The organism is Chryseobacterium sp. 22543 (assembly GCF_052044565.1).
In the GTDB taxonomy this organism is placed as follows: Bacteria; Bacteroidota; Bacteroidia; order Flavobacteriales; family Weeksellaceae; genus Chryseobacterium.
This window is the reverse complement of record NZ_JBQENH010000007.1, coordinates 31,246-56,324: the sequence shown is the minus strand read 5'-3', so window position 1 is coordinate 56,324 and position 25,079 is coordinate 31,246. Positions and strand designations below refer to the sequence as shown.

Annotated in this window: 31 protein-coding genes; 17 read left to right on the top strand and 14 right to left on the bottom strand. The window is 35.9% G+C overall.

The window, feature by feature from the left end:
- Positions 1 to 12: 12 nt before the first annotated feature.
- The 5 genes from ACTJIP_RS20220 to ruvX all read right to left on the bottom strand — a co-directional run bounded on the left by ACTJIP_RS20220 (position 13) and on the right by ruvX (position 3,616).
- Positions 13 to 888 carry a hypothetical protein gene (locus ACTJIP_RS20220; protein ID WP_428168837.1) on the bottom strand — a complete coding sequence of 292 codons (876 nt, stop codon included), beginning with the start codon at positions 886 to 888 and terminating at the stop codon, positions 13 to 15.
- 56 nt (positions 889 to 944) lie between these two features.
- Positions 945 to 1,712, bottom strand: coding sequence for a nucleoside triphosphate pyrophosphohydrolase (gene mazG, locus ACTJIP_RS20215; RefSeq protein ID WP_077413847.1), 768 nt, complete (start codon positions 1,710 to 1,712; stop codon positions 945 to 947).
- A 288-nt stretch (positions 1,713 to 2,000) separates the two neighbouring features.
- A complete protein-coding gene (locus ACTJIP_RS20210) occupies positions 2,001 to 2,555 on the bottom strand; it encodes a DUF5606 family protein (protein ID WP_440705007.1) in 555 nt (184 codons plus the stop codon).
- Between the two features lie 75 nt (positions 2,556 to 2,630).
- Positions 2,631 to 3,203, bottom strand: a complete 573-nt coding sequence (gene def, locus ACTJIP_RS20205) for a peptide deformylase (protein WP_077413845.1) — start codon at positions 3,201 to 3,203, stop codon at positions 2,631 to 2,633.
- Positions 3,200 to 3,616, bottom strand: a complete 417-nt coding sequence (gene ruvX, locus ACTJIP_RS20200; protein WP_047382122.1) for a Holliday junction resolvase RuvX — start codon at positions 3,614 to 3,616, stop codon at positions 3,200 to 3,202. Before ruvX ends, def begins: the two co-directional genes overlap by 4 nt.
- Positions 3,617 to 3,731: 115 nt before the next feature.
- Here ruvX and ACTJIP_RS20195 point away from each other — a divergent pair, with 115 nt between their 5' ends.
- Both ACTJIP_RS20195 and ACTJIP_RS20190 read left to right on the top strand, forming a co-directional pair.
- Entirely contained in the window at positions 3,732 to 4,208 is a 477-nt protein-coding gene (locus tag ACTJIP_RS20195; protein WP_047377738.1) for a SixA phosphatase family protein, read from the top strand.
- The gene (locus ACTJIP_RS20190; RefSeq protein WP_440705006.1) at positions 4,189 to 5,082 is read left to right on the top strand and encodes a Zn-dependent protease; all 894 of its coding nucleotides are present in this window, start codon (positions 4,189 to 4,191) and stop codon (positions 5,080 to 5,082) included. Before ACTJIP_RS20195 ends, ACTJIP_RS20190 begins: the two co-directional genes overlap by 20 nt.
- Positions 5,083 to 5,350: 268 nt before the next feature.
- On the opposite strand, the gene ACTJIP_RS20185 is transcribed toward ACTJIP_RS20190, so the two are convergent.
- On the bottom strand, positions 5,351 to 6,895 hold the full coding sequence (locus ACTJIP_RS20185) for a serine hydrolase (RefSeq protein ID WP_440705005.1): 1,545 nt from the start codon (positions 6,893 to 6,895) through the stop codon (positions 5,351 to 5,353).
- Between the two features lie 98 nt (positions 6,896 to 6,993).
- Between ACTJIP_RS20185 and ACTJIP_RS20180 the strand changes: the two genes are divergently transcribed.
- The 6 genes from ACTJIP_RS20180 to rsmD all read left to right on the top strand — a co-directional run bounded on the left by ACTJIP_RS20180 (position 6,994) and on the right by rsmD (position 10,460).
- Positions 6,994 to 7,458, top strand: a complete 465-nt coding sequence (locus ACTJIP_RS20180) for a hypothetical protein (protein ID WP_077413842.1) — start codon at positions 6,994 to 6,996, stop codon at positions 7,456 to 7,458.
- Positions 7,459 to 7,545: 87 nt separating this feature from the next.
- Positions 7,546 to 7,995, top strand: a complete 450-nt coding sequence (locus ACTJIP_RS20175) for a hypothetical protein (protein ID WP_077413841.1) — start codon at positions 7,546 to 7,548, stop codon at positions 7,993 to 7,995.
- Entirely contained in the window at positions 7,995 to 8,492 is a 498-nt protein-coding gene (locus ACTJIP_RS20170; RefSeq protein ID WP_077413840.1) for a metallophosphoesterase family protein, read from the top strand. Before ACTJIP_RS20175 ends, ACTJIP_RS20170 begins: the two co-directional genes overlap by 1 nt.
- 82 nt (positions 8,493 to 8,574) lie before the next feature.
- Positions 8,575 to 9,069 carry a Smr/MutS family protein gene (locus ACTJIP_RS20165; RefSeq protein WP_077413839.1) on the top strand — a complete coding sequence of 165 codons (495 nt, stop codon included), beginning with the start codon at positions 8,575 to 8,577 and terminating at the stop codon, positions 9,067 to 9,069.
- 18 nt (positions 9,070 to 9,087) lie between these two features.
- Positions 9,088 to 9,804, top strand: a complete 717-nt coding sequence (locus tag ACTJIP_RS20160; RefSeq protein WP_077413838.1) for a DUF3822 family protein — start codon at positions 9,088 to 9,090, stop codon at positions 9,802 to 9,804.
- Positions 9,805 to 9,887: 83 nt separating this feature from the next.
- The gene (rsmD, locus tag ACTJIP_RS20155; RefSeq protein WP_077413837.1) at positions 9,888 to 10,460 is read left to right on the top strand and encodes a 16S rRNA (guanine(966)-N(2))-methyltransferase RsmD; all 573 of its coding nucleotides are present in this window, start codon (positions 9,888 to 9,890) and stop codon (positions 10,458 to 10,460) included.
- On the opposite strand, the gene ACTJIP_RS20150 is transcribed toward rsmD, so the two are convergent.
- Positions 10,457 to 10,804 (bottom strand): winged helix-turn-helix transcriptional regulator, encoded by a 348-nt coding sequence (locus ACTJIP_RS20150; protein ID WP_077413836.1) that lies wholly within the window; start codon positions 10,802 to 10,804, stop codon positions 10,457 to 10,459. The genes rsmD and ACTJIP_RS20150 overlap by 4 nt on opposite strands.
- Positions 10,805 to 10,888: 84 nt before the next feature.
- Here ACTJIP_RS20150 and ACTJIP_RS20145 point away from each other — a divergent pair, with 84 nt between their 5' ends.
- Positions 10,889 to 11,488 carry an NAD(P)H-dependent oxidoreductase gene (locus ACTJIP_RS20145; RefSeq protein ID WP_077413835.1) on the top strand — a complete coding sequence of 200 codons (600 nt, stop codon included), beginning with the start codon at positions 10,889 to 10,891 and terminating at the stop codon, positions 11,486 to 11,488.
- A 56-nt stretch (positions 11,489 to 11,544) separates the two neighbouring features.
- Here the strand turns inward: ACTJIP_RS20145 and murI are convergent, their stop codons facing one another.
- From murI to ACTJIP_RS20120, 5 genes are all read right to left on the bottom strand, one after another.
- Positions 11,545 to 12,375 (bottom strand): glutamate racemase, encoded by an 831-nt coding sequence (gene murI, locus ACTJIP_RS20140; protein ID WP_077414222.1) that lies wholly within the window; start codon positions 12,373 to 12,375, stop codon positions 11,545 to 11,547.
- 61 nt (positions 12,376 to 12,436) lie between these two features.
- The gene (hemW, locus tag ACTJIP_RS20135) at positions 12,437 to 13,564 is read right to left on the bottom strand and encodes a radical SAM family heme chaperone HemW (protein ID WP_440705004.1); all 1,128 of its coding nucleotides are present in this window, start codon (positions 13,562 to 13,564) and stop codon (positions 12,437 to 12,439) included.
- Positions 13,565 to 13,615: 51 nt separating this feature from the next.
- On the bottom strand, positions 13,616 to 14,566 hold the full coding sequence (locus ACTJIP_RS20130) for a PorP/SprF family type IX secretion system membrane protein (RefSeq protein WP_047377725.1): 951 nt from the start codon (positions 14,564 to 14,566) through the stop codon (positions 13,616 to 13,618).
- A gap of 51 nt (positions 14,567 to 14,617) precedes the next feature.
- Positions 14,618 to 15,691, bottom strand: coding sequence for an RluA family pseudouridine synthase (locus ACTJIP_RS20125; RefSeq protein ID WP_180565136.1), 1,074 nt, complete (start codon positions 15,689 to 15,691; stop codon positions 14,618 to 14,620).
- A 73-nt stretch (positions 15,692 to 15,764) separates the two neighbouring features.
- Positions 15,765 to 16,856: a PASTA domain-containing protein gene (locus tag ACTJIP_RS20120; protein ID WP_077413833.1), complete on the bottom strand. Its 1,092-nt coding sequence runs from the start codon at positions 16,854 to 16,856 to the stop codon at positions 15,765 to 15,767.
- A gap of 156 nt (positions 16,857 to 17,012) precedes the next feature.
- Between ACTJIP_RS20120 and ACTJIP_RS20115 the strand changes: the two genes are divergently transcribed.
- The 3 genes from ACTJIP_RS20115 to ACTJIP_RS20105 all read left to right on the top strand — a co-directional run bounded on the left by ACTJIP_RS20115 (position 17,013) and on the right by ACTJIP_RS20105 (position 19,281).
- Positions 17,013 to 17,996: a D-alanine--D-alanine ligase gene (locus ACTJIP_RS20115; RefSeq protein ID WP_440705003.1), complete on the top strand. Its 984-nt coding sequence runs from the start codon at positions 17,013 to 17,015 to the stop codon at positions 17,994 to 17,996.
- 82 nt (positions 17,997 to 18,078) lie between these two features.
- On the top strand, positions 18,079 to 18,543 hold the full coding sequence (gene coaD / locus ACTJIP_RS20110) for a pantetheine-phosphate adenylyltransferase (protein ID WP_076356137.1): 465 nt from the start codon (positions 18,079 to 18,081) through the stop codon (positions 18,541 to 18,543).
- A gap of 105 nt (positions 18,544 to 18,648) precedes the next feature.
- Positions 18,649 to 19,281, top strand: coding sequence for a trimeric intracellular cation channel family protein (locus tag ACTJIP_RS20105; protein ID WP_077413832.1), 633 nt, complete (start codon positions 18,649 to 18,651; stop codon positions 19,279 to 19,281).
- A gap of 63 nt (positions 19,282 to 19,344) precedes the next feature.
- On the opposite strand, the gene ACTJIP_RS20100 is transcribed toward ACTJIP_RS20105, so the two are convergent.
- Both ACTJIP_RS20100 and ACTJIP_RS20095 read right to left on the bottom strand, forming a co-directional pair.
- Positions 19,345 to 19,914: a hypothetical protein gene (locus ACTJIP_RS20100; protein ID WP_047382084.1), complete on the bottom strand. Its 570-nt coding sequence runs from the start codon at positions 19,912 to 19,914 to the stop codon at positions 19,345 to 19,347.
- Between the two features lie 146 nt (positions 19,915 to 20,060).
- On the bottom strand, positions 20,061 to 20,558 hold the full coding sequence (locus ACTJIP_RS20095) for a dihydrofolate reductase (protein WP_180565135.1): 498 nt from the start codon (positions 20,556 to 20,558) through the stop codon (positions 20,061 to 20,063).
- 73 nt (positions 20,559 to 20,631) lie between these two features.
- Between ACTJIP_RS20095 and ACTJIP_RS20090 the strand changes: the two genes are divergently transcribed.
- The 5 genes from ACTJIP_RS20090 to ACTJIP_RS20070 all read left to right on the top strand — a co-directional run bounded on the left by ACTJIP_RS20090 (position 20,632) and on the right by ACTJIP_RS20070 (position 25,078).
- Complete coding sequence (locus ACTJIP_RS20090; protein ID WP_077413830.1) at positions 20,632 to 21,237, top strand: LemA family protein; 606 nt, start codon at positions 20,632 to 20,634, stop codon at positions 21,235 to 21,237.
- A 3-nt stretch (positions 21,238 to 21,240) separates the two neighbouring features.
- Entirely contained in the window at positions 21,241 to 21,669 is a 429-nt protein-coding gene (locus ACTJIP_RS20085; protein ID WP_175627188.1) for a TPM domain-containing protein, read from the top strand.
- Positions 21,650 to 22,465 carry a TPM domain-containing protein gene (locus ACTJIP_RS20080; protein WP_440705002.1) on the top strand — a complete coding sequence of 272 codons (816 nt, stop codon included), beginning with the start codon at positions 21,650 to 21,652 and terminating at the stop codon, positions 22,463 to 22,465. The genes ACTJIP_RS20085 and ACTJIP_RS20080 overlap by 20 nt, the downstream gene beginning before the upstream one ends.
- A 198-nt stretch (positions 22,466 to 22,663) precedes the next feature.
- Positions 22,664 to 23,185, top strand: coding sequence for an NAD(P)H-dependent oxidoreductase (locus tag ACTJIP_RS20075; RefSeq protein WP_077413827.1), 522 nt, complete (start codon positions 22,664 to 22,666; stop codon positions 23,183 to 23,185).
- A gap of 3 nt (positions 23,186 to 23,188) precedes the next feature.
- The gene (locus ACTJIP_RS20070; protein WP_428168843.1) at positions 23,189 to 25,078 is read left to right on the top strand and encodes a monovalent cation:proton antiporter-2 (CPA2) family protein; all 1,890 of its coding nucleotides are present in this window, start codon (positions 23,189 to 23,191) and stop codon (positions 25,076 to 25,078) included.
- Position 25,079: the final 1 nt, after the last annotated feature.

The following is a 25,079-nucleotide window of genomic DNA, read 5'->3' as shown; positions in this document are numbered from 1 at the left end:
AAAATATAAAATTTAGTTTAAAGAAAACGTATATACATTCCCCCCTTCATTTTTCCCTTTCTCGTCTGCAATCATAACTGTTTTATCATCAAGAAAAACAATGGCTTCTTTCTGGGAATTATGATTCAATGGAGTTTTCTGAATTTTTGCACCACTGAAATCGTTGGCCGTAAAGCCTGTAAGAACGTGTACATTTTTATGCGTCAGCAATACAATTTTATCTTTTGTACTGTTGATCGTAGCTGAAGTAATGGCTGCATCATTATAACCACCCTGAAGTTTTAGTTTTCCGATTAATTTTGCTTCAAAATCACCTTCTTTATTGGGCACCTGGAATACAAGGAAAGTTCCGTCAAAACCCTTACTTCTGTTTTTTGTGAATAAGTAGAAGCTACCATCCATTTCTACAAAAGCTTCACAATCGTACAACAGGTTTGATTTTTTGGGTGGAAATTCCGTTTGACCCTGATAATGAAATTTTGTGGTTTGAACAACTTTTGTTGTTGTCTGTGTACTGATGGTAAGATCAGTTTTTAAAATAGCAAGATCGGTACGGTTATTATCATTGTTACCAAAATCTCCGATATAAATATTTCCCTGAGCATCTGATATAATGTCTTCCCAATCTGTATTTTCTGTATTTTCTACAGGTACTTTTGCCAACATTTCACCTTTATCATTGATGCCGTATACTGCATTTTTATTCCCTCTGTCTTCTATCACCCAAATGGTCTTCTTATCTTTTGATAAAGCAATTCCGGAGACTTCCTTCAACTTCTTAGGTAGGGAAAACTGGACTTTCAATTCATCCTCGTTAGTGGGAGAATTCTGAGCTTTTGGATTACAGCTCAATAGAAGCAAAGCAGGTAAAATAAGAAAACGTAACATATTTATTTTTATTTTTTTAATTGAATGTAAGAAGCATTAATTGTTCCAATAAAGAGCTATGAAAGTTTTTTTGCCTTTTCCCACAGAACATCCATTTCTTCCAGAGACATATCTGCCAATTTTAAATCCTGTTCCTCAGCAAGTCCTTCCATTTTTTGAAATCTTGAAATAAACTTAAGATTGGTTCTTTCCAAAGCAGAATCGGGATTAATTCCTGAAATTCTTGCATAATTGATCAGTGAGAAAAATACATCCCCAAGTTCCTGTTCCTTTTTATAGAGATCAGTCTCAGCATGAAACTCCTGAATCTCTTCATCTACCTTTTTCCAGGCATCTTCAGCATCATGGAATTCAAAACCGATTCCTTTTACCTTATCCTGGATTCTGTAGGCTTTTACCAAACTCGGCAAACTTTTCGGTACTCCACCCAAAATAGATTTATTTCCTTCTTTTAGTTTTAATTTTTCCCAGTTCTGTTTCACCTCTTCCTCATCTTTCACTTCAACATCTCCATAGATATGAGGATGGCGGAAAATCAGCTTTTCATTAAGGGAATTGATCACATCTGCTATATCAAAACTTTCTTTTTCTGAACCAATTTTAGCATAAAAAACCAGGTGAAGCAGAACATCTCCCAGCTCTTTTTTTATTTCCTGCAGATCATTCTGTAAGATAGCATCTGAAAGTTCATAGGTTTCTTCAAGGGTAAGATGACGAAGTGACTCTAAAGTCTGTTTCTGGTCCCACGGACATTTTTCACGCAGATCATCCATGATATCCAGTAATCTTCCGAAGGCCTCTAGTTTCTCCTGTTTCGTATTCATAAGTAATGAAAAATTCAATCTTGTACAAATGTAAGGGATATTTTGGGTCTGTGGTAGTGGTTTGGAGTGAAAGTTAAGAGTTTGTGGATATGGAATGCAAGAGGTTACAGGTTTAGGGTTTAATGTTTAATGTTTAATGTTTAATGTTTAAAGATACAGACGAAATTTGAACTTAGCAGAAAATTCACTAATCCCTATTATCTGTCATCTGCTACATCATAAAAAAACAAAAAGTCTTGTCAGAAATTTCCTGACAAGACTTTGTATTTTTAATTCAAATTGAATGAATTATCCTTGTTTTCTGTGCGTACTTTTTGGAGCTGATTTTGCAGCTGAAGTAGCTTTTACTTTTGGTGCAGCAGGTTTTTCTGCTTTTGGAGCTTTTTTAGCTTCTTTTTCAATGCTTAATTCTTCTGCAGGCTCTCCATCCAAAGTTTCAGGTTCTGCCTTTACAAAACTTTCAGGAGTAATATATCCCGCTTTATGAAGAACATTGTACCACTGAGCCAATTTCTTGATATCAGAAGCATATACTCTTTCTGTATCATAGTTAGGTAAAGAAGACACCATAAATTCTTTTAAATCTGCATCTGAAGATTTGTGAGAAATTGTTTCTTTATAATCATTGTTTTTAGCAATATTTTCAAAAACTTCGAACAAAGGAACTTCTTTTTCAAATGTAAACATGGCAATATTATCCAACAAACTTACCTGGCTTGAGTTTCCAATACTTACTTTTTTCTTAGTGGTAACATCTTCAATGATGAATCCGTTTCTTAATTGAGAAACTAATTTGTAAAGTCCTGGCTTTCCAGAAATTGAAATTATTTTTTCTAACAGCATAATTTTATTTTTTGTAAATTCTGCAATCAGCTCTAAGCTTTTTGCTTTATATTATTTCTTTTATCCTTGTTTAAATTATTTTGGAAATCTCATTTTGTAACCAATGCTTACGTCACCTTGAGAGATTTTTGTCAGTTTACCTTTTACCAGTTTCTTTTTCAGAGCACTCAGGTGATCAGTAAACAGTACCCCTTCAATGTGGTCATATTCATGCTGAATTACGCGGGCTCTAATATCGGAAAAAGTTTCTGTATGTTTCACAAAATTTTCGTCATAATATTCAATAACGATTGTCCCTTTTCTTTTTACATCTTCTCTTATATCCGGAATAGAAAGACAGCCTTCATTAAACTTCCATTCTTCACCTGATTCTTCAAGAATTCTGGCATTGATGAATACTTTTTTGAACTCTGCCAACTCATCTTTAATATCTTCATAATCCTCATCTTCAGCAAGAGGAGTCACATCTATTATAAATATACGGATATCCAAACCGATCTGAGGCGCTGCAAGACCTATGCCATTTGCGCTGTACATCGTTTCAAACATGTTATCTATCAATTCTTGTAATTCGGGATAATCTTTGTCTATATCTTTTCCCACTTTTCTCAAAACAGGATCCCCAAAAGCTCTTATCGGTAAAATCATCTTAATTTTTGTTCTAAAAAATTCTGCAATATGATGGTTGCACTTACTTTATCTATTAATCCTTTTTCCTGCCTCTTTTTTTTGTTTTTTCCACTTTGAGAAATAAAAAACGAAGCCATTTTGGAAGTAAACCTTTCATCAAAACGATGGACCGCAATATCCGAAAATTCTTTTTTAAATTCTTCAATGAATTTTAAAATATCAGTTTCGATTTCCGAAACGTTTCCTTTCAAATCTATGGGAAGCCCAATTACCACTTCATCTACCTTATTTTCATTGAAATATTTTTTCAAAAATTCCATTAAAAAACGGTTCTCTACAGTCTCTAGCCCACTGGCTATAATCTGCATATCATCTGTTGCAGCGATACCACAACGAGCCTTTCCGTAGTCAATTGCAAGGATTTGTCCCATAAGTCTGCAAATTTAGTAAAATTTACTGATTTTATTCATAACGCAGTTTTTTTATATAAATCATGTTTTATTCCATTATTTTTTTTATAATTTTAATCTTCCAAAAAACAATTATATGAAGAAACTCATCCTCGTAAGACATGCAAAAAGCGACTGGCCGGAGGAAACGGAGGACTTTGACAGACCATTGGCAGACAAAGGTTTGACAGACGCTATGCACATGTCCAGATTCCTTAAAAACAATAATATTTCCATCGATCACTTTGTGTCAAGCCCCGCGGTACGTGCACTGAATACGTGTAAAATTTTTAATCAGGCTTATCAACTTAACTGTTCTACTGATGAAAAATTGTACAATCCTTCGGAAAGAAGTTTTGAATCTGTAATTTATGACCTGGATGACACCCTGAATTCAGTTGCGTTTTTCTCTCACAATAATGGAATTTCAAATTTTGCCAATTCCATTTCTGAAGATATTTTTCATTTTCCCACATGCGGAGTCGCTGGTTTTGAAGTAGACTGTGAATCGTGGTCAGAATTTGACGGTGCCAAAAAGAAACTTCTGTTCTTTTATGAACCAGGGAAAATATAACGTTACATCTCTCTTTTTTTATGCAGCTCTATTCATCTTTCTTTTTTCATGTCAGAAACAGAAGAAATCTTATTTTGAATCGACTGCACTGAATGATATAAAACTCCCGGCTTCTCCAAAACCCGGAAGCTGGCGGTATAACCATGATGAGCATTTCCAGACATTTGAAGATTTTCAGAAATTAAAAAAAATAAAACCTGAACCTGGAAAAAATACTATTTATCTTCAACCCATTGGAACTTTTGATGAACTTCAGAAAAGAGAAATAGCACTCACCAAAGAATATTTAAAAATATATTTCCAGCTGGAAATAAAAATCCTTCCCGTTTTACCCAATACGATCTTTCCTGAAAAAGTCAAAAGAATTTCAAAGGAAGGACACGAACAAGTTCTGGCAGGTTATGTACTGGACAGCATTCTGATCAAAAGAAAACCTAAAGATGCTGTAGTACTGATGGGAATTACAGAGAAAGATCTTTTCCCGAAACCAGAATGGAATTACGTTTTTGGGCTGGCTTCTTATGAAGAAGGTGTAGGGGTAACCTCTATGTACAGATTTACAAATGGTCATTTAACCGATTCCAATTTCAATGAAACTTTTTTAAGATTAATAAAGATCAGTTCCCACGAGATCGGGCATATGTTCGGAATCAGCCATTGTCTGAATGCCAACTGTGTGATGAATGGAACCAATTCACTTACAGAAACAGATTATCACCTTGCAAGAGCTTGCTCATTGTGTCAAAGGAAACTGAATTCAAGCATTCATTATGACAATAAGAAAAGACTTCTTGAACTAAAAAAATTCTTTGAAAAACAACACCTTAATATAGAGCTTACTTTAGCAAATCAGGATCTGAATCTTGTACAGTAAACTACCATTCCTTTTACAGACTTCATATTCCCCTCCTCTGGAGGGGTGGCAAAAAAATTATTTTTTGACGGGGTGGTTAAGTTTTGGCTACATTGTATATAAGAAAAACGGGCTTTAGCCTGTTCCTATTGAATTATATAAGTTCTAATTTTCAATTATTATTAAAATTAGTGTCATCCGTGAATATATTAGTGGTATTCGTGGTTAACAAACAAAAAAGAACGAACCAAAGCCCGATCTTTTGAATATTTTTCTATGTTTTTATCTTTTATTTTTTCTTCAAATCCAGATCATCAAAATCAAAACTGAAATCTGTCACATCAGAAATCGCTTTTAATTTTGCAGATTCTGCCTTTCCGTTTTCGTCATAACTGAAAATAATATAAACATCTGCATCATAGCTTCTGTCATCCCATTTGATAATAAAAGAATTGTTAGAATAAGGAAGCAATTCTCCTTTTAATCTTGGAGAGTTTTTGCATGAAATTCTGTAAGTATTTCCCTGTTGCGCAATTTCCACATCACCAAACCATACGTCATTATAAGTTCCTATAAACTGCTCTGCTTTTGGCTGAAGAGATTTCTCTTTTTTAAATGTTTCTGATTTTACAAAAGCATCTTTCTTTTGTTTATTAAAATCAGCTTCCATCTTAGACATTCTGTCTCCATATGTTTTCAGCCAGTTTCTGTCTGCTACGCCAAGATAAGAATCCTTCACAGTATTGGTAATGGTATTGAAAGCAGCTCCGGACTGCTGGTTCGTCAATACTACAATTCCCAGCTTCATATCCGGAATTAAAGTAAACTGGGTAACAGTTCCGATTAATCCACCGGTATGCTGTACCTGCTTATGTCCTTTAACATCGCTCAGGAACCAACCTAAACCATATCCGTAGAAGCTTGTATCGTATGGATTTTTTGCCGCTACTCTATCAGGGATCTGAAGATTCCACAGCTGCTGAACATTTTTATCTGAAACTAATTTATTCCCATCCTTGGTGGTGAAATTATTCAACAGACATTCTGCCCAAGCTGTCATATCCTTAATATTACTCATAATTCCCCCTGCGGCATTTGCTGTTTCGTTCCAGTCGTGGGGAACGGCAATTGCTTTTCCGTCTACAGGAGCATGTGCATCAATTTTATTCGTTACAGACTTTGCTCTGTTATAGCTCCCAAAGCTTGAAGTCATCCCTACAGGTTTCATGATTCTCTGTTCGATAAATTCTGCCCAGTTTAATCCTGAAACTCTGTGAATTACTTCTCCGGCAACAATAAACATGATGTTATTGTAATCTAATTTTGTTCTGAAAGGGTTTTCAGGTTTCAGGTATCTCACATTATGAACAATGTCATTCACCGTTAAGTTCCCTCCTTCCGGAAAAAACATAAGATCTCCCTGTCCAAGGCCCAATCCGGCTCTGTGCGTAATAAGATCTTTTATCGTTACATTTTGAGAAACGTAAGGATCATACATTTGAAACTCAGGAATATATTTTGAAACTTTATCATCCCAGTTCAGTTTTCCTTCATCTGCTAAGATTGCTAATGCTGTACATGTAAAACCTTTAGAATTGGAAGCAATTCCCACCAATGTATTATCATCCATAGGCTGTTTGGTCGTAAGAGAACGTACTCCAAAACCTTTGGAATAAATCATTTTTCCATCTTTTACAATTCCCACGGACATTCCAGGCACATCAAAGGTTTTCAGGGTATTTTGGATCAGTTCGTCCAGTTTTTTTTCTTCAACCTGCGCATTGGCCAGTCCTACGGTCAAAAGAAAAATGAAAAAAGAAAGTTTCTGTTTCATTGTTTATTTTAATTTTCCCAAATTTACTAAATATTAAGTGATGCTAATTTTAGCATGGTTAAAAGTTTACATATTTTACTGATAAACCCGTTGTATTCATGAAAAAGACTATTTGTATCTGTATTTTCTCTCTTTTCGCAGTCAGTGGTATCAAAGCCCAGGACAGAACTTCCAATCCTTTACTTTTACAAACCTGGAATCTCAGTAAAATGGATACTTATATTTATACCTACGAAAAGCAGGATGGTTTTGAGGCAAGAAGAGAAGGAATCAGATTTCAGAAAAATGGAAAAGTCACAGGAAACCTGATTAAATCTTCATTAAGATATGATACTCTGGAAGAACCGGTTACTAAAAATGAAAAACCAGACCGTTACATCGGGAGCTGGAAAAAAGCCTCAGATTCTACAGTAACTTTAGTATTTCCTTCCAATACGAATATGACCGGTACTTTTGTTATTTCAAAGCTTACGGAAAATCAACTGAAACTAAAAAAGGTTTTCAGTGCGGATATAGAAAAGAAACTGGATTCTATCCGAAGAACAAAAAATATTACTGACTGATATCCTTATATTATTCTCTGAAAGGAATCAGGTCTGATAAGTTTATTAAAGCTTCTTATATTTGCAGTCTTAAAAAAAAATCAAAAAATGGCAGTAAACAGATTATTGACTTTCTTCTTCCTGATGATAAGCTGTAATTTATATTTTTCTCAGGACGTCACCATCAAAGATGATAAAGTTTTATTAGATGGAAAGCAGATTCTGAAAACTGAAAAAATCAATGTGGCTCAATACTCATTCTTTTCTATGAAGGATGATGAAGAGATTCTTCTTTACCGATATATGGACAATGAAACTCCAAGCTATGTAAGTGATGATTATTTTATCCTGAATTTTCTGCCTGAAAAAACAAAAGTAGAATCAACAGATATAGCCAAAATTGCCAATTTTATGAATTCTAAAAAAGGAATGGAAAAACTGGTAAAATGGTTATTAAAAGAACGAGTAATCAATCATGACGGAGAACTGAATCCTGAACGTGTAGCGATATTCAAAGATAAATACCACGAAAATATTACAGAAAGAACCCTTAGATAATGACAAAGATCCTTCTCCTTTCCGACTCGCATTCTTATATTGATGACCGGATCCTGGAATACGCTTCTCAGGCTGACGAAGTATGGCATTGTGGAGATTTTGGAAATCTTGACGTCATTGAGCAGCTGGAAAAGATAAAACCTCTGAAAGGAGTGTACGGCAACATTGATGATGCTAAAATCCAGGCTGAATTTCCGGAGGTCAACCATTTCTTTTGTGAAAAGCTGGAGGTTTTGATGATTCATATCGGAGGTTATCCCGGAAAATATACTCCACTTACTAAAAAAGAAATAGCAGAAAAAGCGCCTAAATTATTTATCTCGGGACATTCGCATATTTTGAAAGCGATGTATGATGAGAAAAACAACCTGCTGCATCTTAATCCCGGTGCCTGTGGAAAACAGGGCTGGCATAAAATAAGGACGATGATGCGCTTTGTGGTAGACGGTGAGGAAATCAAAGATCTGGAAATTATTGAACTTGGACCGAGAGTTTGAGTGTTTAAGTGTAGAGGAGTTTGATTTCATACATTTTACTTTCTACCTTTGTACAATAATTGATTCAGACAAGTCTTAAAATATGAAAATCGGCGACAAGGTTTCGGTAGTAGATGAAGATTTAAGCGGAGTGGTAACTTCCGTGAAGGGAAATATTGTCGTTTTTAAAGATGAATATGGCTTTACCCACCAATATCCTAAAGAAAAACTGGTTCCTAAGGATTCTGATCTTTATGAAAATATCAGAGTAATAAGAAAAGCGGAGCCTAAAAAAATCATTTCCAAGAAACATCAGAAAAATCATTTGGTTTTAGACCTTCATTTTCATAATTTGGTAAAGAATCCCAATGACTATGACAGCTTTGAAAGATTGTTTATACAAAAGGAAAAACTGATTGAAGTGATCGGGTTTTGCAGAAAGAACAACCTGAAGAGACTGGAAATTGTTCATGGCATTGGTGACGGGACTTTGCAGAGGATGGTTTGGGATGTATTGGAAAGCCAGGTCAATATTGATTTTTATAATAAGGAAATACTTCACCATCAATCGGGTGCGGTAATGGTAGAATTTCACTAAATTTGCAGCAATTGAAATATGAACGTACTTAATTTACTTTTTACCAAAGACGGATTGATCTGCCAGATTGTTAAAAACAAAAACATTCTGGAGGAAAAATCTTATTTCGTTACTGAAGAGACCCCAGCCAATCTTATTGAGCAAAAGCTGGACGAAGTTCTTATTAAGCAGCGCTATGATGAGATCCAGGTGATTTCAGCATTTAATCATTTTACTCTGATGCCTGAAGGTTTTTCTGAGCACGAGGCTGGATTTGATCTTATAGCCTTCAATGCTCCTGCAGATAAAGAACGGGAAGAACTGATGCTTTCTATCAACAAAAAATTCAATATCCAGTTTTATTATACTTTCCCGAAAAATTATTATAAAAAAATAAAAGAGCTTGCGATACCGGTTCATTTTAATTTCTCCGGAGAAAAGTTTCTAAGTTCAATTAATAATAAAACCAACAAGGAAATTCATATCAATCTTTATCATAACCAATGTGAGTTTTTTGCGATTGACAATAAAAAAATAATCCTTTATAATAACCTTGATGTCAACTCAGAAGTAGATTTCCTTTACTTCATTATGTTCACATTGAGTAAGATAGGTTTTGGAATCAATGAAACCAGCTTTTATGCTTATGGAGAAACTACGGAAAATGAAACATTCATTTCCGAACTTCAGAAATTTGTTAAAAATCTGAAAATTGTTTTTGACAATATTCCAAACAAGAATTTTATACTTAACTAGGTTGCAGGCCGCAGGGAATAGGGTTAAAGCCCAAACACAACCACCTGCCACCTATAATCTATTACCTAAACCCTAACAACAATATGTTCAGAATAATATCAGGCAAATGGAAAGCCAAAAAAATTGCCGCCCCTAAAAACTTTGATGTAAGGCCTACCACCGATTTTGCGAAAGAGGCTTTATTCAGCATTCTGGAAAACAAATACGATATGCAGTCGATCTCCGTGCTTGATCTTTTTGCAGGAATTGGCTCTATTACCTTTGAATTTGCTTCCAGAGGATGCCAAAGTGTTACCTCTGTAGAAATGAATCCAAAGCATACGGCATTTATCAACACTACCGCTTCTGAGCTTGACATGGCACTTCAGATCAATGTACAGAGAGGTGATGTATTTGACTGGCTTAAAAAATTCAGAAATAAAAAATCTTTTGAGATTGTTTTCTCTGATGCTCCTTTTGAAATGGAAGAAAAGAAGTATTATGAATTGATTTCTCTGGTTTTAAACAATAAATACCTGAAAGAAAACGGAGTTCTCATCGTGGAGCACCAAAGCCGTATGAAGCTTGAACATCCCAACCTAATAGATACCCGAAAATACGGAAACGTGAGTTTCAGTTTTTTTGAACCGAATAAAGAAGATAATCAGGAACTTTAATTCCTGATTATTTTTTTTGATCTTTCCGGAGCTGTTTTTCCCCAGTCTGTAATTGCTTCCAATACGGGAAGAAGAGTCCTTCCAAAATCTGTCAAGGTATATTCAACCATTAACGGAGGTTTTTCTGTAAACACTTTTCTGTCAATAATATCATCTTCCTCCAGCTGCTTAAGCTGAAGGCTGAGTGTCCTTTCCGTAATGGTAGGGATTATTTTTCTTAGTTCATTATATCTTTTAGCACCATCAATCAGGTGAAATAAAATCACAGCCTTCCATTTTCCGCCTATAAACCTCATGGTTACACTGGTGCAGCATGGGTATGCTTTATCATCTATTGTATACATTTTTATACTATCCTTTTTTACCGTTATTGCAAAGTTAATAAACTTAAATTAATTTTGTAACTATAAAAATGATAGTATAAAATTATGAACTTTTTAGACAAAATGAAAAACAGGTATACTGTAAAAAAGTATAACCCACAGGGAAAAATCAGTGAAGAACAGATCGCAACTTTACAAGAGATTTTACATCTCAGTCCCTCATCTATTAACAGCCAGCCATGGAATTTTATCTTTATAAAAGATCCTGAAATCAAGAAACAACTGGCAGACAAATCCTATTTTAATAAGGAAAAAATTCTGGACAGCAGCCATATAATCGTTTTCCAGGCTCTTAAAAATCCGGAAGATTTTGAAAAGCAGATCGAAGGTGTCCTTCCGGAAGGATCTGTTGCTTATTACAATAACTTTGTAAAGTCTAAAGGAGAAGATGGAATTAAATCCTGGCTAAAACACCAGGTTTACTTATCACTAGGTATCTTGCTTTCTGCCTGTGCCGATATGGAAATCGACTCAACTCCAATGGAAGGAATTGAACCCGAAGGATATGATGCTATCCTGAATAATGAAAAATACGAAACATTGTTCGCAGTCGCTATCGGGGAAAGAGATGAAACAGACACCAATCAGCCTAAATTTAATCCAAAAACCAGACTGAAAGCTGAAAAGGTAATTGTAGAGGCTTAATTTTCTTTACCAATATATACTAAAAAAGCCTGCTTCAATATGAGGCAGGCTTTAATTTATAATACTTTCAATTCTAAATCTATTGTTTTCCCAAAGAACTTCTTAGAGATCTTTTCAAAATTCTTGGTAAGATCGGAAAGGTAGAAGTGATAATTCGGTTTGGGGTTATTATCATTTAAAAGGTTGTACTTATCCAAAATAATCTTCAGATGGTTCGCTACAATATTCGGAGAGTCAATAACACGGACTCTGTTTCCATAATACTGTTTGATTTCATCAATTAGAAGAGGATAATGGGTACAGCCCAAAATAAGTGTTTCAATATTCTTTAATTTACTATTACTTAAATAATTATAAATAATAGCATGAGTGATCGGATGGTTTTTAAATCCTTCTTCAATAGCAGGAACCAGCAATGGCGTTGCCAATTCATCCACTTTGATCCATTTATTATGCTTTCGGATACTCTTTTTGTAAAGTCCGGAATTCACAGTAGCTTTGGTCGCAATAACTCCTACATTATTGTGGATTTCATAAGATACTTTTTCTGCTACGGGATTGATAACGTCTATAACAGGAACTTTTCCTGCAACAGACTGCATCACTTCATTTAAAGCATTAGCTGTTGCCGTATTACAGGCAATTACAATCGCTTTACAGTTCTGCTGCAGCAAAAAATTGGTGATCTTTGTAGAATATTCAATGATTGCTTCCTTGGATTTTTCTCCGTAAGGAAGATGCTTTGTATCTCCAAAGTAAATCAGATCTTCATTAGGCAGAAGTCTTTTGATTTCTTTGGCAACGGTAAGGCCTCCCACCCCGCTGTCGAAAATTCCGATAGGCTGGCCTGGTGAAAGATGTGAATAATCTTGTTTTTTAGTTTTCAAATGAACTGAAATTTTATACAAAAATAGTGAATTTTATGGCATATCTGTATACATACAAACATTATACAATAAACAAATCTGAGGCAATTCCGTCTGCCATAAACCAATGCTTCTCAGGGATTTTTAAATGGTCATTCTCAATAATTAAAATACCTTCTTCTATTTTCGTTTTGATTTCAGTCTGAAAATGTTCCAGTAATCTATCTGAAAATTTATTTTTTAAACTCCTAAGATCTACACCCCAGATAGTACGCAGGCCAATCATGATCATTTCATTGAACTGATCTTCTTTAGAAAGAATTTCTTCTTCTTTGGCCAACAGTTTATTATCATTAAGCTTTCTAATGTATTGCTGGTTATTAGCCACATTCCAGCTTCTGACATCAAATCCGTTATAAGAATGTGCCGAAGGTCCTATTCCCAGATATTCCTGATATTTCCAATAGGAAGAATTGTGACGGGAGTAGAATCCAGGCTTGGCAAAATTGGAAACTTCATAATGTTCAAAGCCATTATCTTTTAAAAAGTCAGACAGATAATAGAATTCTCTGTTCTGTTCTTCTTCTTTTGGACTTTTCACCTTTCCTTTTGAAATCCAGTTTTCCAAAGCTGTTTTGGGCTCTACTGTCAAAGCATAGGACGAAATATGAGGAACTTCCAATGCAATTGTTTTATTCAGATTTTCTTTCCAGATCTCAAGATTGGAGGTTGGTGAACCGTAGATCAAATCAATACTCAGGTTTTCAAAGCCAAAATCCTGTGCCCGTTTGATAGAACCTTCTGCCTCGGAAGCAGTATGGGCCCTGTTCATTAATTTTAAATCTTCTTCAAAAAAACTTTGAGTACCAATAGACAGTCTGTTCACTGGTGTTTCGGCTAATTGTTTTAAAAAACTTTTATCCAGATCATCCGGATTGGCTTCCAGAGTAATTTCAATATCTTTTTCAAAACTGAAATACCGTAACGCTTCATCAATTAAGGAATTGATTTCATCTACGGATAGAATAGAGGGTGTTCCTCCGCCAAAATAAAGGGATTTCAGCGTTCTGTTCTGTAATTCATCTTTTCTGAGCAGCATTTCGGTTTTCATTGCACGAAGCATTTCATCTTTGAAATTCAGGGATGTTGAAAAATGAAAGTTACAATAACTACATTTTTGTTTACAGAACGGAATGTGAATATATATCATAAAAAAAGCTCTGAAATTTTTCAGAGCTCAAATTTATTTAAATTAAATTAATTAGTATCTAAATCCTCTAGCATTAATAAAGTTGTCAAAGTTATAACCCAGACCAATCATGAAGCTGTTTCCACCATAGCTTTGGATATCAGATATTCCAAGGTTATAAGTTGCTCCGATCATGAATTTGTTGAATCTCACTTTTACAATTGGAGAGATACTCAAGTTCTGATTGTCAAATCTGTTCTGAACCGTTCTGTAGCTTACCCCGAAAGAGAATGCGTTGATATCATTAGAGAATGTAGCCATAAGGTTCCAGTCTATCATTCTCGTTGAGTTTGTATTAAGGTTGATTAATGCTGATGGTGCTATTGTAATATTATCAGCAATGTTCCAGTTATATCCTAAGTTTAAGAAGAATTTAATTGGAGAAGGCTCGTAGTTGTTTACGATAGAAGCATCATTACTTAATGCAATATCATTTACGGAAACACCCCCGAATAGCCCTCTATAGGTAGCAGCCAAACCGAAGTTTGCATACACCATGAAGATATTACTTTCTTCACCTCTCAATAACGGGTCGCCTCCTTCTTCAGTATTAATTTTAGAATAATCAAAGTTCATGTTATAGAAGTTAACACTTGTACCGAAAGAGAACTGGTCTTTTCTGTCTCCTTCACTACTTAGAGGAATAAAATATGAAGCACCAGCTGTAATCCCTCCTGCAGAAATAGGTCCGTTGCTATCTCTGAACACAGAAATACCAGCACCTACTCTATCAAAGATATTCGCATTAATCCCGATTGACTGAACATTCGGAGAATTGTTGAACTTTGAAAATTGTTGTTGATAATTGGCGTTGAGCTGTACGTAATCTGTTTTTCCGTATTGAGCTGGGTTGAACAGGAACTCACCATCCAAAAGATATTGCTGATAGTATGGTAGTGATTCTTGTGCTTTGTATGCATTTGACAAAAGAGCTAAACATACGATAGCATATAGTTTTCTCATAACAAATCTTGATTTCAATTCAACAAATATAAAAAAATTCTCAATATATTTTTAGTTTTCTAAATAATTTCTCCATTTTTTTACGGCATCCGCCATATCTTTGGGCATTGGGCTCTCAAAATATAATTCCTTTTTAGTCGTTGGGTGTATAAATCCGAGGGTATGGGCATGAAGGGCATGTCTTGGCAAAATTTCAAAAACATTTTTAATGAATTGCTTATATTTTGGGAGATTTATCCCTCTTAGAGGCGTATGTCCTTCATATCTTTCGTCATTAAACAAAGTATGCCCGATATGTTTGAAATGCGCCCTGATCTGATGGGTTCTTCCCGTTTCAAGTTTACATTCTACCCATGTCATGTATTTGAATCTTTCAAGGACTTTATAATGGGTTACTGCGTGTTTTCCATGGCTGCCATCTTCATAGACAGACATCTGCATTCTGTTTTTAGGATGTCTTCCGATATGGCCTCTGATTGTACCTTCTTCATCCTGAGGATTCCCCCACACAAAAGCCCAGTACAGTCTTTTGGTAGTTCTGTTGAAGAATTGTTTTGCCAGAAAGCTCAATGCATACTCATTCTTGGCAATCACCAGCAGTCCAGAGGTATCTTTATCAATCCTGTGAACAAGCCCTACTCTGTCAAGATCAGACTTTACTCCATTCTTTTCAAAATGGAAAGCCAGCGCATTCACCAATGTTCCGTCCCAGTTTCCGAATCCCGGGTGTACAACCATTCCTGCTTCCTTATCTACTACCACAAGGTCATCATCTTCATAAATGATATTTACAGGGATATCCTGCGGAACAATGACATTCTCTCTTGGAGGATGGGTAAGCAGCACCGAAATCTGATCTCCCGGTTTCACACGGTAATTCTGTTTTACAGGAGTTCCGTTCACCACTACATTTCCGGCTCTGCAGGTCTGTGAAATTTTATTCCTTGAAGAATTCTGCCTATGGATCAAAAGGAACTTATCAATTCTTAATGGTTCCTGTTTACTGTCAACAGTGATATTAAGATGTTCATACAATCCTTTATTTTCCTCGTCAATATCGATGTTTTCAATACTGTTGGAATCTAATAATTCTTCATCTAAAAAATCGTCGTTATCTTCTGACATTGTTTTACTTTTTTTACACAAAAGGCCTCAACATTTTGCAGTTGAAGCCTGTATTTTTGATATTAATCTAATTTTATTCTACGACTACCTTCTTAGCTTTCGGCTTTTGAGCAGGCTGTTGTGTCGTTGTTGAAGCAGCCGGTTTAGCTGTATGTCCTGTAGCAGGAGCAGCAGTAGAAGTTTTAGGCTTCTCAGTTGCTGAAGTGACAGGTTTAGAAGTCGTTGTCTGTGTCTTAGGTGTCTCATTTTTTGGCACTTCAGGCTTTGGAGTTTCTCTTCTAGGTACCGGAGCAGGCACTACAGGAGCATCATAACTTGGTTCATTATGTACTTCTTCATATCGTACCGGAGGAAGTGAAGTATCTACCTTCATACGGTAAATAGAATTCAGCTGCTCTATTTTCGCTCTTAGCTCTGCCGGAGTTTTCTTACTGGCCCAAAGGTCAATCTGCATTCCCTGATCACGAACATCTCCTGAAGCAGGATCCTGATAATAAATAATATCCGATTCGTCTTTGCTTCCATCTTCATGCTCTACCAGTCCAACTTCAAACATACTTTTGGTAATGACAGCTCTCGCTTCTTTTACCGTAAGTCCTACTACATTTGGAATGGAAATGTTTCTCATAGGTCCTGAACCTACTACTACATCAATAATGGAGAATCTAGGTAAACGAGCACCCGGATTTACCGCATTTCCTTTATATAAAATTCTTAAAAGGGCATCCTTCTGAATACTCGGTTCATAAATGGTATCTCCAATCTTAAGACCCACCTGATCCAGTCTCTGGAATGCAAGCCCTGAATATTTATTGATAACATCCGGAACGGCAATCGGAGCCCATGTTCTCGGGTTTACTGTAAGGTGTACTGTTCTTCCGTCCTTTACACGGGAACCCGGTGCAGGATAAACCTGAAGAACCTGGAATGGTCTGAATTTAGGATTATAGTTGGCACTGTCTACTTCATATTCCAATCCTGTATCATCTAAAATTTTAACAGCGTCATGTATAGATTTATTTACAATATTAGGAACAGGTATTTCCTGACCATGATTTGTATGGTGTTCCAACCAGCGAAATGTGAGCCATACCAACCCTGCAAAAACACCGATGGCTATTACTAAATTCAGTAAAACTTTCCAATTGAAAAGTGATTTAAGCATACTTAAAAATACTTTAATTATAACCGCAAATATAGCTAATAATTTTAGAATGGACTTTTTATTTAACACAATTCATTTTTGATCTTAAAATTTGCGGATTTCCCATATTGCATTACATAAAATGTTTAAATTTGCCTTAATTGATACTATATGGTTATGAACAAAAAAAGTGTTGCCGTAGTAATGGGAGGCTATTCTGATGAATATGTCGTTTCTTTAAAAAGCGGACAATTGATTTATGATTCTTTAGACAGAAATCTCTATGATGTATATAAGGTAGTAGTCCTTAAAGATGAATGGTATTTTTTAGGAGAAAATGATAAAAAATACGAGATCAACAGAGGTGATTTTTCTGTAACTTTAGATAATGGGGAAACCTTAAAATTTGATGCCTGCTTCAATATCATCCACGGGACTCCGGGAGAAAACGGAATTCTTCAGGCATACTGGGATGCAATAGGTCAAAAATATACCGGATGTGATTTTTACCAGAGCGCTCTTACATTCAATAAGAAAGATACTCTTGCCGTATTATCAAAGTATGGAATTCCTTCCGCGAAAAGCATCTATTTAAGAAAAGGTGAAGAAATCAATGTAGATAAGATTGTATCAGAATTGAATCTTCCGCTATTTGTAAAACCTAACCAGTCCGGATCTTCTCTGGGAATCACTAAAGTAAAAGAAAAATCTGAACTGATTGCCGCTACTGAAATCGCATTCAAAGAAGATAATGAAATCCTGATTGAAAGTTTCTTGGATGGAATGGAAGTTTCTGTAGGAGTTATTGATTTTAAAGGAGAAACCATTGTTCTGGGAATTACAGAAATTGTTCCTACCAACGAATTTTTCGATTATGAAGCAAAATATGAAGGTGCTTCTGAAGAAATTACACCAGCAAGAATTGATGATGAAACCACAAAAAGAGTGGAAGAAATTGCTAAAAGAGCATACAATTCATTAGGAATGAGTGGTTTTTCAAGAAGCGAATATATTTTAATGAATGGAATTCCTTATATGCTTGAAATGAATACCAATCCGGGATTCTCTCCTGCAAGTATTCTCCCACAACAAGCAAAACACTATGGAATTTCCATTATGGATCTTTGCGGAAATGAAGTTGAAAAAGCTTTAAATAAATAAAAAAAGTTAGAAATTAAATGCTAGAAGCTAATTCAAAGTCTATAGCAGATAATTCACTAATCAAAATCATAACTCGTACAACATGAAAATTGCTGTTTTCCCAGGGTCATTTGACCCGATTACACTAGGACATTACGATATTATAGAAAGAGCGGCCCCATTATTTGATAAATTAATCATTGCCATAGGGCAGAATTCTCAGAAGAAATACATGTTCCCTCTTGAAAAAAGAATGGAATTTATCCAGAACTCCGTAGCAGAATTTCCCAATGTGGAAGTAGATTCGTTTGAAGGGTTAACGGTAGACTACTGTTTTGAAAAAAATGCTCAATACATTATCAGAGGGTTAAGAAATCCTGCCGATTTTGAGTTTGAAAAAGCAATTGCTCATACCAACAGAACATTAGCCCACAAAAAACTGGAAACTGTATTCTTACTGACCTCCTCAGGAAAATCTTTCATCAGCAGCAGCATCGTAAGGGAAATTATCACCCACGGCGGCGAATATGAGCTGATGGTTCCGGATTCGGTAAGAGTGGAGAAATAAACACAACAATATTTGATAAGCGATAAATGATAATTGATACAATGGCCAAGAATTTGCTTAAGCAAAAAATCATTCATCAATTATCATTTACCATTTATAATAGATATGCACGAACAGTTCAATTTTGCTATAGAAGTCCTGGGGACCATTGCTTTTTCCATGTCTGGAAGTTTTGCAGCCATGCAGAAACGGCTTGATCCGTTCGGAGTGCTTATTATTGCATTTGTAACTTCTGTGGGAGGCGGAACTGTAAGAGATCTTTTGCTTGATATTCCTGTATTCTGGATGCATGATATCCTGATGTGTACCCTTATCCTGGTGACCAGTATTTTCTCCATGATATTCAAATCTCTTGAGAAAAACTTTAAAGTAACTTTATTTATTTTCGACAGCTTTGGTCTTGGGTTATTTACCATTATCGGAGTTCAGAAAGGTTTAAATGCAGGTATACATCCTATGATCTGTATTGCATTAGGAACCATAACAGGTTGTTTCGGAGGGATTATCCGGGATATATTGCTCAACAGGATACCATTGATTTTCAGAAAGGAGATTTATGCTACCGCATGTATCGTGGGAGGAGCAGCATTTCTGCTGATGACCAAGTATACTCCACTCTCCTATACTTTTATACAGGTTTTCACCATTATCCTGATTGTTGCGATCCGAACTTTTGCTGTAAAATATCATTGGCAAATGCCTAAATTTTATGGTTATGATCAGAATTCGGAAATGTAAAACATATTTTTACCCATAAAAAAAGCACCTGAAACAGGTGCTTTTTATTTTTATATTTTCTAGCTAGAAGAATTTCCCTCTATTTCTCATATTAGGGTTGTGCATATGCTTCTGCATGGTTGGCATTTTCAGCTGATCTTTCATCATTTTGATCTGATCAGTCATCATTCCAGCACTGTCTAATCTTTTAGCTTCTTCCAATAGCTTCTGCCCTTCCTGCTTTCTTCCTTTAGAAATAGCGGCTGCTGCAAGATTTAAAGTAGCCATTGCTCTGTCATGTTTCATATTCAAACCATATTCCAAAGCTTTCTTCATGAAAGGCTCTACTTTTGCAGGGTGATCCTGAGCTTGTGTTAATCCTAATAAATAGTGAAAATATCCATATTGAGTTTTATGAAGCTGTCCTTTATAATCAGTTATTTTTGACAGCCACTCGCCGGCTTTTTCCATATTCTGTTTTCTCAGTTGCCAGAATGCCAACAGGATATATTCATTTTTAAAGAATAATAAGATCGGGGATGCCGCTAAAAGAAAAACAACAATACCCCATCCAAGATTTCTTGTGAAAATCATCAGATAAAGTCCTGCCAGGATAAGAACTGCTGCTATTGCAATTTTTATGTATTTATTCATTATTAAATTTTAGAAGTGCAAAGATAATAAATTTAAGGCTTAAAGTTCAAAAAGTCAATTGTGAATGGTCAATTCGCTGCGCTTGTTAATTTTTGTAAATGTGAAAATTCACGATTCACTGTGCGAAGCAAAAATTCACGATTCATTTATGCTTCTTTTTTTATTTTTTCAAACGTCTGGAAACAGAAATCATAGCTATTCTTTTCATCTTTCTCATGACAGATTTCGTTTGTTTTTTTCCAGATCTTCGGATCTATCTTCGGAAAGAATGTATCAGCTTCAAGATCTGCCTTCACCAAAGTAACTTCAAGCCTGTCTACAACCTCCATAGTCTGTTCATAGATATTTCCTCCACCAATGACGAAAACTTCTTCATCAATCTTTTTAGCAAACTTCAATGCTTCCTTTATACTTCCTACAATAAGGATTCCTTCCTCAAACCAATCTTTCTTTCTTGACACAACAATATTGGTACGGTTCGGAAGAGGTTTCCCAATACTTTCATATGTTTTTCTTCCCATTATAATCGGATGCCCTGAAGTAATATCTTTAAAATGTTTTAAATCTTTAGGAAGATGCCAAAGCAACTGATTATCAAAACCAATTTCATTTTTCTCTCCCATTGCCACCACTATTGTTGTCATTCAAATAATTTTTTACAAAATTAGCACATAATTTGTATATTTGGTTAGCACAAAAAATTTAAAAAAATAAACTATGAAAAATAAAGGATGTCTGGGCGCTGGAACAATTGGTATCGCCCTCCTTATCATTGTTGCTGTTCTATTCTTTTGGGGAAAAAGCGGATATAATAATTTCGTAACCAAAGAACAGACGGTCAACACAAAATGGTCAAACGTAGAAACTGTGTATCAGAAAAGAGCGAACCTTATTCCTAACCTGGAAAGAACGGTAAAATCGTATTCAAAATTTGAGCAGGAAACTTTAACGCAGGTTGTAGAAGCACGTTCTAAAGCTACTTCTATCAACATTGACCCTACAAACATGACTGAGGCTGATATTGCTAAATTTCAGGCAGCACAAGGTGAGTTATCAGGAGCATTGAGCCGATTGATGGCCGTAGTAGAGTCGTATCCTAACTTAAAAGCAGACCAGCAGTATATCAACTTCCAAAGAGAATATACCGCTATTGAAAACAGCATCAGAACAGAAACTGTTTATTACAACGAAGCTGCACAGGATTACAACACTTCTATCAAGACTTTCCCAAATAATATTTTGGCGAATTTCACCAACTTTAAAGAAAAACCTTATTTCAAAGCTGAAGCAGGAGCTCAGAAAGCCCCTGAAGTATTCAAATAAATAATGGGTAATTTCCTAACAAATCAACAGATCGCTTCCCTAGTGGAAGCGATTCAGTCTGCGGAAGATCATTCTACAGGAGAGATCCGGGTACATATTGATTCCAATACAGATAATCGGGATGCTAAAACAGCATTTGAGGTTTTCAAAAAACTCGATATGGACAAAACCGCTGAAAGGAATGCTGTTCTTTTCCATGTCAATTTCGAACAAAAATATCTGACCATCATTGGAGATATCGGAATCCACGAAAAGGTAAAACAATCTTACTGGGATCATCTTCACGACTATATTACTGCTGAATTTGCCAAAGGACATTATTACCAGGCTCTGAAAAGTGCCATCCTGGAAACAGGACTTGAACTCAAAAAATATTTTCCTGTTGAAGGAGAAAATCCAAACCAACTCTCAAATGAAATTACGTTCTCTTAAAATAGTATTTTCATTTTTATTGCTTTGCTTTTACACTTTTGTATCAGCACAATACACTATTCCTGAAAAACCGGCCGTTCTTTATCCTGTTTTTGATGAAGCCAATCTGCTTTCTCAACAGGAAAAAGATGCCCTGAATAATAAGCTGATCAAGTTTGCAGATACTACCTCAACGGAAATTGAAGTAGTGATCATACGCTCTACCAAAGGAGAAGATGTCAACTTTCTGGCAACCATGTTTGGGCAGAAATGGAAAATCGGAAAAAAAGGAGTAGATAACGGCGTCGTTTTCCTTATTGCAACAGAAGACAGAACAATGTCTATCCAACAGGGACGTGCCGTAGAACAATACCTTACCGCATCAGTAGCAGGACAGATCTTAGATTATATTGTAACACCCAACTTCAAAAAGGGTCTTTGGTATGAAGGGATCAATGGAGGAACCTCAGCCATTATGGAGGCTGTTCAGGGCAAATTCAAACCTGTAGCAATAACGGCTCCTTCCGGTAATGGAAGCACTTTTAAAGTTCTTATTATCGCTTTTATTATTTTCATCATTATTGCTATACTTTTCGGTAACAGAGGAGGCGGACGTGGTGGAAATAATGACGATGACGATGATGTGATCATTACAAGAAAAGGACGCAGAAATTATCCAGGTGGTTTCTTCCCATTCCCTGGCAGTTTTGGAGGTGGCGGATTTGGTGGTGGAAGTTCCGGCGGTGGTGGCGGCGGATTTGGAGGCTTCGGCGGTGGCGGAAGTTTCGGAGGCGGTGGTGCATCCGGCGGATGGTAAATCAGTCAATCATTTTCAAAATATATAAACAGATCAGGTCATCACGACCTGATTTTTTATTTAAAAACCGAAAATATCATCAATTCTTTACCTTTTCTTAATGTTAAATTGATTTTTTCATATTAAAAAATTAACAAAACCACATAAAAACTATCTTTTATTTAATATTTTTTCGCTATATTTACTGAAAACAGGATTATGAAGAAGACGCTGGTAGTATTTGCACACCCTTATCTGGAGCACTCCAATTCGAATGTAGAGCTCATCAATTTCTACGTTCGCCACCAGCATTATACCCTAAGAGATCTTTATGAAGAATATCCTGATTTTCATATTGCAGCCTTCAGAGAAAGAAAACGCCTTAAAAATTATGAACGCTTTGTCTTCCAGTTTCCTTTAATATGGTTTGGAATGCCTCCTCTTCTCAGATTATGGATTGATGAAGTTTTCGACAGAGACTGGCTTAAAGAAGGCGAACACAATCCTCTGGAAGGAAAAGAAGTCTATATTCTGATAACCACCGGGGGAAAAGAAAGATCTTTCAGCAAAACCGGCACTTATCAATATACAATCGATGAGTTGATCAGCGGACTCATTGTTTCCTTAAAAGTTTTCAAAGCAGATATCAAACATATCAAGATCGTATACGAAGCCAATAAGCTGTCTAAAAAAGAAATTATCCTGCATAAAAAAGAATTTACAGAACTCCTCAATCAATAATTTATGGAATCCAGCTTAGCGATGAACACATTAATTTTCCTGGGTGTAGCCATTATCATGGTTCCATTGGCCAGGAAATTAGGGTTGAGTTCTGTAATCGGTTATATTTTAGGAGGAATCATTATCGGTCCATATGTACTCAGGCTTACAGGAAAAAATGTGGATGACATCATGCATGCCAGCGAATTTGGAGTCATTATGCTTTTATTCCTGGTAGGTTTGGAACTGGAGCCGCGGAAATTCTGGGAAATGCGAAAAAAAATAATGGGACTGGGACTTTCTCAGATGGCACTTACTATTTTATTGCTTTTTTTAGTGTTCATCAGTGTAGGCTGGAGAATAGATAAAGCAATTACCATTGCCATGTGTTTTGCATTATCTTCTACGGCAATTGTTCTGCAGACTTTACAGGAAAAAAACAATCTCAAGACCACAGCTGGAGAAGCCTCATTCTCTACCTTACTTTTTCAGGATATTTCTGTGATTCCTATTCTGGCAATACTCCCTCTTGTAGCTAATTATAAAGCCAAGCATCATGATAATGAAATTCAGATTCTGATCCAAAAGCTGCCGGAATGGCTGCAGGCCAGTACTGTAATTTTTGGAGTAGCTCTGCTTATTTTATTGGGCAGATATGTCTTTGTTCCTTTTTTACGCTATGTTTCAAAATCGGGAATGACAGAACTGCTGACTGCCTCCTCCCTGTTCCTGGTTATTGGTGTTTCCGAATTGATGGTTGTCATCGGACTTTCTCCCGCACTGGGTGCTTTCCTTGCCGGGGTAATGCTTGCCAACAGTGAGTTTCGTCATGAGCTGGAAGCGCAGATCAATCCTTTCAAAGGACTGCTGTTAGCCGTTTTCTTCGTTAGCGTTGGATCAACCATTAACTTTAATATTATCCAGAAAGACCCTTTATTTATCTTCAGTACTGTATTTGCTGTGCTGGCTGTAAAATTTGTTGTTTTATACACTATTGGAAAGTTTTTCAGGATAGATACTCCTCAAAGTTTTTTTTATGCATTTGCACTATCCCAGGTGGGAGAATTTGCATTTGTACTCCTCAATTATGCCTCAGATCTTTATCTGTTAGGTCCTGAAATGAACGCTCAAATGATGGCTGTTACTGCAATTACCATGTGTATTACTCCCATTCTTTTGATCATTAATGACAAGTTTATTACTCCGAAATTCATTAAAGAAATTCCCGAAGAAGAAAATGATTACAACATTCTCGACAATGATATAATTCAAAAGAAAATTATCATTGTAGGTTTTGGACATTTCGGAAGTACTGTGGGACGTCTTTTAAAGGCTAATAAAATATCAGCTACTGTTTTGGACCGTGATTCTGATCGTGTAAAACTGCTCAGAAGTTATGGTTTTAAAGTATATTATGGTGACGCTACCAGAATACCCATTTTACGGGCTGCCGGAATTGAAGATGCTGAAATTTTGGTTTTATGTCTGGATGATCCGGATGATAATAAATTCATTGCAGAACTTGTCCGTGAGCATTATCCTAGTGTTAAAATTTTTGTGCGGGCAAAAAACAGAATTGACGCCTATGAATATCTTAACAGTGGAGTCAATCATATTTACCGTGAAACATTAGGAACAGCCGTTGATATGGCCGTTGATGTACTTCATGAAACAGGAATGAGAAAATATGCAGCGAGACGTATGGGGCAAAGGTTTATGGCTATTGATAAGGCATCCATCAGAAAACTTGCCAAAATGAAGGAAAATGATGATGACATTACGCTGTTTACTACAAAAGAAATCCTCCAGCGAGAGGAGGAATTATTAGCTTACGACAATCTTAATTTTGATAATAAAAATTGGGAAGGATCCTCATCCACCGATGAAGAAGATGAGGATGAATCCCAGAATTAGT

Bases quoted from the DNA above. Each gene is read 5' to 3' on its own strand.
- ACTJIP_RS20220 (WP_428168837.1), bottom strand. From the start codon at position 888: ATGTTACGTTTTCTTATTTTACCTGCTTTGCTTCTATTGAGCTGTAAT.
- mazG (WP_077413847.1), bottom strand. From the start codon at position 1,712: ATGAATACGAAACAGGAGAAACTAGAGGCCTTCGGAAGATTACTGGAT.
- ACTJIP_RS20210 (WP_440705007.1), bottom strand. From the start codon at position 2,555: ATGCTGTTAGAAAAAATAATTTCAATTTCTGGAAAGCCAGGACTTTAC.
- def (WP_077413845.1), bottom strand. From the start codon at position 3,203: ATGATTTTACCGATAAGAGCTTTTGGGGATCCTGTTTTGAGAAAAGTG.
- ruvX (WP_047382122.1), bottom strand. From the start codon at position 3,616: ATGGGACAAATCCTTGCAATTGACTACGGAAAGGCTCGTTGTGGTATC.
- ACTJIP_RS20195 (WP_047377738.1), top strand. From the start codon at position 3,732: ATGAAGAAACTCATCCTCGTAAGACATGCAAAAAGCGACTGGCCGGAG.
- ACTJIP_RS20190 (WP_440705006.1), top strand. From the start codon at position 4,189: ATGAACCAGGGAAAATATAACGTTACATCTCTCTTTTTTTATGCAGCT.
- ACTJIP_RS20185 (WP_440705005.1), bottom strand. From the start codon at position 6,895: ATGAAACAGAAACTTTCTTTTTTCATTTTTCTTTTGACCGTAGGACTG.
- ACTJIP_RS20180 (WP_077413842.1), top strand. From the start codon at position 6,994: ATGAAAAAGACTATTTGTATCTGTATTTTCTCTCTTTTCGCAGTCAGT.
- ACTJIP_RS20175 (WP_077413841.1), top strand. From the start codon at position 7,546: ATGGCAGTAAACAGATTATTGACTTTCTTCTTCCTGATGATAAGCTGT.
- ACTJIP_RS20170 (WP_077413840.1), top strand. From the start codon at position 7,995: ATGACAAAGATCCTTCTCCTTTCCGACTCGCATTCTTATATTGATGAC.
- ACTJIP_RS20165 (WP_077413839.1), top strand. From the start codon at position 8,575: ATGAAAATCGGCGACAAGGTTTCGGTAGTAGATGAAGATTTAAGCGGA.
- ACTJIP_RS20160 (WP_077413838.1), top strand. From the start codon at position 9,088: ATGAACGTACTTAATTTACTTTTTACCAAAGACGGATTGATCTGCCAG.
- rsmD (WP_077413837.1), top strand. From the start codon at position 9,888: ATGTTCAGAATAATATCAGGCAAATGGAAAGCCAAAAAAATTGCCGCC.
- ACTJIP_RS20150 (WP_077413836.1), bottom strand. From the start codon at position 10,804: ATGTATACAATAGATGATAAAGCATACCCATGCTGCACCAGTGTAACC.
- ACTJIP_RS20145 (WP_077413835.1), top strand. From the start codon at position 10,889: ATGAACTTTTTAGACAAAATGAAAAACAGGTATACTGTAAAAAAGTAT.
- hemW (WP_440705004.1), bottom strand. From the start codon at position 13,564: ATGATATATATTCACATTCCGTTCTGTAAACAAAAATGTAGTTATTGT.
- ACTJIP_RS20130 (WP_047377725.1), bottom strand. From the start codon at position 14,566: ATGAGAAAACTATATGCTATCGTATGTTTAGCTCTTTTGTCAAATGCA.
- ACTJIP_RS20125 (WP_180565136.1), bottom strand. From the start codon at position 15,691: ATGTCAGAAGATAACGACGATTTTTTAGATGAAGAATTATTAGATTCC.
- ACTJIP_RS20120 (WP_077413833.1), bottom strand. From the start codon at position 16,856: ATGCTTAAATCACTTTTCAATTGGAAAGTTTTACTGAATTTAGTAATA.
- ACTJIP_RS20115 (WP_440705003.1), top strand. From the start codon at position 17,013: ATGAACAAAAAAAGTGTTGCCGTAGTAATGGGAGGCTATTCTGATGAA.
- coaD (WP_076356137.1), top strand. From the start codon at position 18,079: ATGAAAATTGCTGTTTTCCCAGGGTCATTTGACCCGATTACACTAGGA.
- ACTJIP_RS20105 (WP_077413832.1), top strand. From the start codon at position 18,649: ATGCACGAACAGTTCAATTTTGCTATAGAAGTCCTGGGGACCATTGCT.
- ACTJIP_RS20100 (WP_047382084.1), bottom strand. From the start codon at position 19,914: ATGAATAAATACATAAAAATTGCAATAGCAGCAGTTCTTATCCTGGCA.
- ACTJIP_RS20095 (WP_180565135.1), bottom strand. From the start codon at position 20,558: ATGACAACAATAGTGGTGGCAATGGGAGAGAAAAATGAAATTGGTTTT.
- ACTJIP_RS20090 (WP_077413830.1), top strand. From the start codon at position 20,632: ATGAAAAATAAAGGATGTCTGGGCGCTGGAACAATTGGTATCGCCCTC.
- ACTJIP_RS20085 (WP_175627188.1), top strand. From the start codon at position 21,241: ATGGGTAATTTCCTAACAAATCAACAGATCGCTTCCCTAGTGGAAGCG.
- ACTJIP_RS20080 (WP_440705002.1), top strand. From the start codon at position 21,650: ATGAAATTACGTTCTCTTAAAATAGTATTTTCATTTTTATTGCTTTGC.
- ACTJIP_RS20075 (WP_077413827.1), top strand. From the start codon at position 22,664: ATGAAGAAGACGCTGGTAGTATTTGCACACCCTTATCTGGAGCACTCC.
- ACTJIP_RS20070 (WP_428168843.1), top strand. From the start codon at position 23,189: ATGGAATCCAGCTTAGCGATGAACACATTAATTTTCCTGGGTGTAGCC.